At 35.5% G+C, this 6,537-nt stretch carries 5 protein-coding genes; 1 reads left to right on the top strand and 4 read right to left on the bottom strand.

Features of this window, described 5'->3' with window-relative positions; genetic code table 11:
* The coding region (locus P8M54_RS05815; protein WP_300286148.1) for a thioredoxin family protein at positions 1–847 on the top strand (847 nt) is incomplete at its 5' end.
* Between the two features lie 123 nt (positions 848–970).
* Here the strand turns inward: P8M54_RS05815 and P8M54_RS05810 are convergent.
* From P8M54_RS05810 to P8M54_RS05795, 4 genes are all read right to left on the bottom strand, one after another.
* On the bottom strand, positions 971–2,275 hold the full coding sequence (locus tag P8M54_RS05810; protein ID WP_300286146.1) for an ammonium transporter: 1,305 nt from the start codon (positions 2,273–2,275) through the stop codon (positions 971–973).
* A 287-nt stretch (positions 2,276–2,562) separates the two neighbouring features.
* The gene (locus tag P8M54_RS05805; protein WP_300286144.1) at positions 2,563–2,940 is read right to left on the bottom strand and encodes a PH domain-containing protein; all 378 of its coding nucleotides are present in this window, start codon (positions 2,938–2,940) and stop codon (positions 2,563–2,565) included.
* Positions 2,941–2,942: 2 nt separating this feature from the next.
* Positions 2,943–4,241 carry an amidohydrolase family protein gene (locus P8M54_RS05800; protein ID WP_300286142.1) on the bottom strand — a complete coding sequence of 433 codons (1,299 nt, stop codon included), beginning with the start codon at positions 4,239–4,241 and terminating at the stop codon, positions 2,943–2,945.
* 30 nt (positions 4,242–4,271) lie between these two features.
* A partial coding sequence (locus P8M54_RS05795) for an amidohydrolase family protein (protein ID WP_300286140.1) occupies positions 4,272–6,537 on the bottom strand: 2,266 nt, incomplete at its 5' end.

The raw sequence follows: 6,537 nt of genomic DNA, 5'->3' as shown, positions 1-6,537 counted from the left end.
ATCAGGCGGTTGGTTGAATACGGTTAAGGTTGTTCTAGGATTTTTAGAATTGGCATTAGCTTTTAAATTTTTATCCAATGCCGACTTGGTATTACAATTACATTTGCTAGAACGAGAAGTGTTTTTAGCGATTTGGATAGCGATTTTTGGAACATTAGCTTTTTATTTATTCGGAAAAATCACTTTACCTCATGATAGTCCGTTAACGCATATTTCAGTAGGACGATTAATGATGGGATTGTTAGTATTAACCTTTACTGTTTATATGATTCCAGGATTGTGGGGTGCACCCTTAAAATTAATAAGTGCTTTTCCTCCAACAATAGAATATAGCGAAAGCCCAAGAGGACTAGGTGGAGGATCAGTGGCTTCGACCGAAGTTTTGCCCGAGGGTGCCAAGTTGGGTCCGCATGGTATCATGGTTTTTGAAGATTATGATAAAGGATTGGCTTACGCCAAAACGGTTAATAAACCCATTATGATTGATTTTACAGGCTATGCTTGCGTGAATTGTCGAAAAATGGAAAACAATGTATGGTCTGATGAGAACGTTTTACCTATTCTTTCGAATCAAATCGTTTTGATTTCTTTGTATGTCGATGATAAACGTGCTTTACCTAAAGAAGAGCAGTTTGTATCAAAAACAACAGGAGCTGAAATTGAAACAGTAGGGGACAAGTGGACCGACTTTATGATTTCGACTTATAAAACGAATACCCAACCTTTGTATGTTTTAACAGATTTAGAAGGGAACAGTTTAAATACTGCTAAACCTACTATTAGCTACGTTGGAGTAGCTGAGTATGAAAACTGGCTTAAAACAGGTATCGCTAATTTCAAGAAATAAATAGTACCGTTATTTTCCATTAGAGAACTGCATTACTTTTGAAAGTGCATTTGTCACCAATTCTAAAACAAGAAAGTCCTTGAAATTTACTTCAAGGACTTTTTTTATGTGGATTGTTTTGAACTACAAGAATTCTCCGTGTTGAGATATATCTAATCCCATTTCTTCCTTATCTTCTGTAACACGTAGCGGTGTTATTTTGTTTACGATAAAGAACAAGAAGTAAGAAACTGCAAATGCAAAAACAGATACAATTACCAATGCAATTAATTGGTGTGTAAATAAGGTAGTTTCTCCAAAGATTAATCCTTGATCAGTTACACCTGGGTTTACTGCAGAAGATGCAAAAACACCCGTTAACAACATTCCTACCATACCGCCAACACCATGACAAGCAAATACATCTAATGCATCATCGATTTTACCTTTAGGGAATTTACTAACCACAACATTACTAACAATTGCAGCGAAAGCACCAATGAAAATAGCATGAGGAATTGTTACAAATCCTGCTGCTGGTGTAATGGCTACTAATCCGACAACAGCTCCAATACAAGCTCCCATAGCAGAGACTTTATGTCCGAGAATTTTATCATAAAAAATCCATGCCATTCCAGCTGCGGCAGCTGCAACAGTAGTTGTTCCTAATGCTTGTACAGCTAAACCATTTGCTGCTAACGCCGATCCTGCATTAAATCCAAACCATCCAAACCACAATAGTCCAGTTCCAAGTAAAACATAAGTAATACGAGCTGGGTTTGATTTTTGTGTTTTACGTTTTCCTAAAAACATAGCTCCAGCCAAAGCAGCCCAACCTGCGCTCATGTGAACTACAGTTCCTCCTGCAAAATCAAGAACGCCCATTTTAAAGAAAAATCCATCTGCGTGCCAAGTCATATGACAAAGTGGAGTATAGACAAAAAGGATAAAAAGTAACATGAATAGCATATAGGCCCAAAAACGAATTCTTTCAGCAAAAGCACCTGTGATTAATGCGGGTGTGATAATTGCAAATTTGGCTTGAAATAAGGCAAAAAGCATAAACGGTATCGTTCCCCAAGCGGTATTGATATTTACATTTTGAAACATGAAATATTCGGTTGGGTCACCTATGAATCCACCTATTGATGTTCCAAAAGAAAGACTAAATCCTACTACCACCCATAGTAAGGTGACAATGATCATTGCCATAAAACTTTGAAGCATCGTACTGATAACATTTTTTTTACCTACCATTCCACCGTAAAAGAAACCTAGTCCTGGAGTCATAATTAAAACTAAGGCTGTTGCAACAATCATCCAAGCGGTATCACCGGTATCAAAGACCGCTGCTACCTTAGGTGCAGGGTTGATGTTTAAGATAAAACTGGAAAACAGGGTTAGGAGTAACAGTGAGATTAAGGTCACACTTAAAATAATTTTTCTCATTTTGTTTTGGTTTAAGTTTAAACAAATATATTAAATCATTATTTATCCCTTGAAAAAGTATGGGTATGTTGCTTATTTTTATCAATTACGTATTTTGCACCCCTAAATTTTGAGGGTATTGATATTTTGTATAGGCTAAAAATAAATTTTTGTAATTGCGATTCGTGTTTTTGAGCGAATTTAAAGTTTTTTTAAAGTTTTTTAAAGCCATTCTAAAAAAAATCAGACCGTTAACTAGTAGTTATGGGTCTGATTTTTAAAAAGTACTAAGTACCTATGAAAGTTCGTTAACTTAAAATATGTGTGCTTAAAATTTTGTACACCTCGTTTATGTTATTGTCTTTTCCAAATTGCTTTTTAATAGGAACTGTTTCCCCTGTAATCCATATTTTTAATTCGGCATCAAGGTCAACTATTCCACCACTTTCTTTGGAGAATTTCTTGATACTAGTGTAGGGTATTGATTGATAATCTACCTTAGAACCAGTAACGCCCTGTTTTTCGACAAGAATTAATCGCTTATTTGTAAAGATAAACATATCACGAATTACCTTATACGCTTTTTCGATTTGTTCCCCATCGATTAGAATCGGTTTAAATTCTTTAGCTACTTTTTCAATGGTAACTTCTGAGGCATTTCCTAAAATGGCATTAAATATTCCCATGATTATTGGTTGTATTTTTTCTTGTAAATTTCATTTAACTTGGATTGGTGATTATCTAAGTTCAGCAATTTACCTTGAATAAAAGCTTGTATTAACTTATTGGTCCTCATATCAAGTGCATCGCCTTCTGATACAAATAAAGTAGCATCTTTGCCTTCTTCTAACGTTCCGCAAACGCTGTCAATACTTAATAATTTGGCTGTGTTAGAAGTGATTAATTGCAATGCTTGTTCTTTGTCTAAACCGTAAGCTGCACAAGTACCGGCAAGAAAAGGTAGATTTCTAGTGTTCATTCTTTCCATCTCACCACTGTTTTCTAATCCAACAACAATTCCTTTATCGACTAAGATTTTTGCCATTTTGTACGGTAAATTAACATCGTCATCATCGTTTTCAGGCATCTCGTGAACGCGCTGTAATAAAACTCCAACATCGTTCTTTTTTAGCATGTCAGCAACTTTGTAAGCTTCAAAACCGCCAACGATAACTATTTTTTTGATTCCGCTTTCTTTCGCTAAATTTATGGCATCTACTATTTGAAGTTCATTTGTAGCATGGATGAATAAAGTTTGTGTTCCATCAAATAAGCCTTTGGTTGATTCAAAAATTAGATTTCTTTCTTTACCTGGTTCTGCGATATAAGATTTAGCATTGACAAGAAATGCTCTGGTTTCATCTACTTGTTTACTGTAGTTTTTATTAAGGTTTGAAGCTGCAGGTTCAGCCCACCAGCCGTTTCTATTAAAAGAGGAAGGGAAATTCATATGAATTCCATCGTTCTCTTTCATGATTGCATCTTGCCAATTCCAAGAATCCAATTGTACAATTGAAGAAGCTCCAGAAATTCTCCCGCCGCGAGGTGTTATTTGTGCAATTAATATTCCGTTTGGACGCACTGTTTCAATTACCTTTGATTCCGCATTGTAAGCAATAATACTTCTTACATTAGGATTAAAATCGCCTATTTCGCTCTCATCGTCTGAGGATTTAACAGCGTCAATTTCGACTAATCCTAAAGTCGAATTAGGAGCAATAAATCCCGGATAAACATGTTTTCCTGTAGCATCGATTGTTGTATCGTAGGCACCCTGCGCTAATCGTATTTGGGTAGCATCAGCTACGAGCGTTAGTTTTCCATCTTTAAAGCCAATCGCACTATTTTGGATTACTTGTCCATTTCCAAGGTGTGCCGTAGCATTCATAATCAAAATAGATTTTGTTTGCTTATCTGCAGGAGCATGCTGAGCGGTCATGGACAAACTCATTGCTAAAAGTAATATATATCGTTTTTTAAGTATCATATTATATGTTTTTTCAATTATTGAGTCGGCTTATTGTTCCATAGTATCACAGTGGTACTCTACTTTAGTTTTCTTCTTAGGTTCTTGTGTATTCATACCTTTGTTCTTTTCATCAAGCATTTGACCTATGATTAAGTTTCTTTCTTGACTTACAGCAACTCTTTTAGCTTCGTCTTTTTTCGCATCATAATAAACCGTTCCTTCAATAATTGTTTTCTCTGCTTGCGCATAGATTGATAAAGGGTTAGTGCTCCATAAAACGATATCAGCATCTTTTCCTACTTTGATACTTCCTACTTTATCATCAATGCGTAATAATTTAGCTGGATTTAGAGTAACAAATTTCCAAGCTTCTTCTTCTGAAATATTACCATATTTTACAGCTTTTGCTGCTTCTTGATTCAATCGTCTTGACATTTCGGCATCATCTGAGTTGTATGCTACTACAAGTCCAGCATTGTGCATGATTGGACCATTATAAGGAATCGCATCGTTTACTTCAAATTTATAAGCCCACCAATCGGCAAATGTAGATGCTCCTACACCATGTTCTTTCATTTTATCGGCTACTTTGTAACCTTCTAAAATATGTGTAAAAGTGTTTACTTTAAAATTGAATTTATCAGCTACATTCATCAACATCAAAATTTCTGATGCAACATAAGAGTGACAAGAAATAAAACGTTCTTTGTTCAATATTTCCAACAAGGTTTGCATTTCTACATCCACCCTTGGTGCTTTTCCTTTATTTTTCTTAGAGGAAGCATTGTATAATTTCCAAGTTGCTTCGTATTCTCTAGCACGCTGAAAGTAGTCTGTAAAAACTTGTTCAACTCCCATTCTGGTTTGTGGAAAACGAGTAGGGTTATTAGTTCCCCAGTTCGATTGTTTTACATTTTCTCCTAAAGCAAATTTTATAAAACCGGGTGCGTTTTTGTACAGCATTTCGTCAGGAGCAGCTCCCCATTTCCATTTTACGATGGCTGATCTACCACCTATAGGGTTTGCAGATCCATGAAGTAATTGTGAAGTAGTTACTCCTCCTGCTAATTCTCTGTAGATGTTCACATCATCAGAGTTCACAACATCTTGTATCGTTACTTCGGCGCTTGAGTTGTGTCCACCTTCATTCACACCACTTGAAATGGCAATATGAGAGTGTTCGTCAATAATTCCACTAGTAAGGTGTTTTCCTTTTGCGTCTATTACAGTTGCTGATGCGTCACTTAAGTTATTACCAATTGCAGCAATTTTACCATTTTTAACTAACACATCCGTTTCTTTCAAAATTCCGTCTTTCTCATTGGTCCAAACGGTCGCATTTTTGAAAAGTAAGGTCTCTTGGCTTAATTTAGTACTATTTCCAAAAGCGATATTTGGATAGCTAACAGGAACTATCGTATTTAATTTAGTGTCGTTTTTCTTGTCTTTTTCTTTTTCGAAAGGAGCAGTTTTTAAAGCAGACCAAGTTGATTCTCTTCCGTCATAGGTAATTACCTTTCCACTAAGATTAGGCGTGTTCTCGATGTAGGCCGTTAATCTGTTAAAATTAGTTTTTACAGAATCTTTGGATTTCATAATCAAAGACATCCAATTATTAGCAATCGTAAGTTTAGAATTTACCTTAGTCGAATCAATATTTTTAATTTCGGCTTCAGGAGAAGCAATTTCACCTTTAATCAGTAATTTGAAGGTTGTATTATCAACAGTTAAGTCGTAACTACCGCGAATATCTTTCGCTGTCATGTCTTTAATTACGTATTTTGTTCCTTCAACCCAGTTTTCGTAAATAGTAGTTTTTTTGTCAAATACTTCACCCGACGTGATCAAAAAGTTAGCAAGATTACCGTCTTTAAGTGTTCCTATTTGGTTACTTCTTCCAAGTAAAGATGCTGGTACAGTTGTCAAAGCTTCTAATGCTTTCGTTTTGTCAAAACCGTATTGTATCGCCTTTAGAAGATTCGTTCTAAAGTCTTCCATTTTTTTAAGTTTGTCAGTTGTTAGTGCAAAAATAACTCCGTTATCAGCTAAAACTTTCAAGTTGGTTGGAGCTTGGTTCCACAATCTTAGGTCGTTAAAGTCCAATTGACTCGCTAGGTACGGATTGGTAACATCATACGCTTCTGGAAAATTAATTGGAATGATGAAGGATGCATTTGTTTTTTTAATTTCTTCAATTCTTTCGAATTCATTACCGCCACCTTTCAGGATATAGTTTAATCCAAATTCTTTGGCCAATTTAGCTGCTCTTAAACTATTTAATTTGTCTTCAGAAGCAAATATTTGAACTAGTTTT

Origin of the sequence: Flavobacterium sp., from assembly GCF_029242675.1 — a bacterium.
Taxonomy (GTDB): Bacteria; Bacteroidota; Bacteroidia; order Flavobacteriales; family Flavobacteriaceae; genus Flavobacterium.
Note: the sequence above shows the minus strand (reverse complement) of the source record. Positions and strands in the feature narration are given on the sequence as shown.

Coding starts and splice junctions, on each gene's coding strand:
- P8M54_RS05810 (WP_300286146.1), bottom strand. CDS start 2,275: ATGAGAAAAATTATTTTAAGTGTGACCTTAATCTCACTGTTACTCCTA.
- P8M54_RS05805 (WP_300286144.1), bottom strand. CDS start 2,940: ATGGGAATATTTAATGCCATTTTAGGAAATGCCTCAGAAGTTACCATT.
- P8M54_RS05800 (WP_300286142.1), bottom strand. CDS start 4,241: ATGATACTTAAAAAACGATATATATTACTTTTAGCAATGAGTTTGTCC.